Source organism: Falsiroseomonas oryzae (assembly GCF_027856955.1).
Lineage (GTDB): Bacteria > Pseudomonadota > Alphaproteobacteria > Acetobacterales > Acetobacteraceae > Falsiroseomonas > Falsiroseomonas oryzae.
This window is the reverse complement of record NZ_JAPSMD010000722.1, coordinates 1-1,742: the sequence shown is the minus strand read 5'-3', so window position 1 is coordinate 1,742 and position 1,742 is coordinate 1. Positions and strand designations below refer to the sequence as shown.

General features: G+C 76.7%; 2 protein-coding genes. One reads left to right on the top strand and one right to left on the bottom strand.

The window, feature by feature from the left end; genetic code table 11:
- Nucleotides 1-1,446, bottom strand: a 1,446-nt coding sequence (locus OZN99_RS31035) for a cation:proton antiporter (protein ID WP_270939056.1), incomplete at its 3' end; no start/stop codon positions are given.
- Between the two features lie 34 nt (nt 1,447-1,480).
- On the opposite strand from OZN99_RS31035, the gene OZN99_RS31030 reads away from it, so the two are divergent.
- A partial coding sequence (locus OZN99_RS31030) for a hypothetical protein (protein ID WP_456299920.1) occupies nt 1,481-1,742 on the top strand: 262 nt, incomplete at its 3' end.

Sequence of the window (1,742 nt, the reverse complement as noted above, 5' to 3'; positions counted from 1 at the left end):
CTCCAGCGCGGCCGCTTCCAGCACCTCGGGCCGCGTGGCGTCGCCCCACACCACGGGCACGCCCTCCGCGGCCAGGCGTTCCGCCGCGGCGCGGTCATCCTCCACGGCGACCACCGGTCGGCCGTGCAGGCGCAGCGCCCGGACGACCACGGCGCCGACGCGGCCGGTGCCGACCACCACCGCATGTCCGGCGAGTTCCGGCGCGACCGGGGAGAGGGAAAGCCGCGGCCGCCGCTCGCCGCGCCACCACGCCAGGCGGGCGGAGCGTTCCAGCCGTGGCGCCAGCGCCTCCGTTCCGCGCAGCAGAAGCGGGGTGAGGATCATGGTCGCGACCGCGGCGACCAGCACCGGCCCGCGCACGGCATCCGGCAGCACGCCGCGCGCCACGGCCAGTTCCACCAGCAGGAAGGAGAACTCGCCGATCTGGCCGAGCGCGCCGGCGACGGTGGTGGCGACACGCGGCGGCACGCGGAGCAGCAGCAGCAGGCAAAGCGTGCCGCCGGCGATGGCGACTACCACCGAGAGTGTGGCGGCCACCGAGGCGAGCGGCTGGGCCAGCGCCGCCGCCGGGTCCAGCAGCATGCCGACGGAGACGAAGAAGATCGCCGCGAAGATCCGCTGCAGCGGCGTCGCCTCTGCCGCGGCCTGGTGGCCGACATCGGATTCGCCCAGCACCACGCCGGCGAAGAAGGCGCCGAGCGCAAAGGAGACGCCGAACAGCGTGGCCGCCAGGAAGGCGACGCCGAGCGCGATGGCCAGCACGGCCAGGGTGAACAGCTCGCGCGAGCCGCCGCGGGCGACGCGCACCAGCAGCCAGGGCAGCGCGCGCCGGCCGAACAGCGCCATGACCACGGCGAAGGCGGCGAGTTCCAGCACCGCCTCGCCGACCGCGACCGCGATCGCGCCGCCACCCGGCGCCACGCCCGCGACCGAGGGCACCAGCACCAGCGCGAGCACCACGACCAGGTCCTGCATCACCAGCCAGCCCAGCGCGATCCGCCCGGCCTCCCCGCCCAGCCGGCCGCGCTCCTCCAGCGTCTTGGTGGCGACGGCGGTGGAGGAGATCGCCAGCGCCAGGCCGAAGACCAGCGACGGGCCGGCCGAGAGGCCGAGCAGGCCGGAGCCCACCCAGGCGCCCAGCCCGCCGGCCAGCGCGATCTGCAGCACGGCGCCCGGCACCGCCACGCGCCAGACGGCCATCAGGTCGCGGGCGCGGAAATGCAGGCCGACGCCGAATAGCAGCAGCGCGACGCCGAGCTCGGCCATCGGCGTGACCATGCTGCGGTCGGCGACGAAACCCGGGGTGTGGGGCCCGACCAGCACGCCCGCGGCGATGTAGCCGACCAGCGCCGGCAACCGCAGCGCGCGCGCCGCCGCGCCCAGCAGGAAGGCGAGCAGGATGCAGGCGACGACTGTCGCCACCATCGCGTCGGGGCCGTGGTGCATCGCAGCAGCTTCGCATGGGCCGGATGCGTCCGCCATGCCGGTTGCCGCCGACGGCGCGCGCCGCCACCATCGGCCGATGCGCCCGCCGGATCCCGTCCCCCTGCGCTTCGAACGCGGCACGATGCTGGCCTGGGATCCGCCCGCGCCGCGTCCGCGTGCGCCGGCCCTTCTGCTGCTGCACGGCGCGGCCTGCGGGCCCTGGGTGTGGGAGGAGGGCTTCGGCGCGCGGCTGGCGGCGGCCGGCCACCCGGTCTTCGCTGCGGGTTTCGGCCGCGGCCGCCCGGACGCGCCGGCCG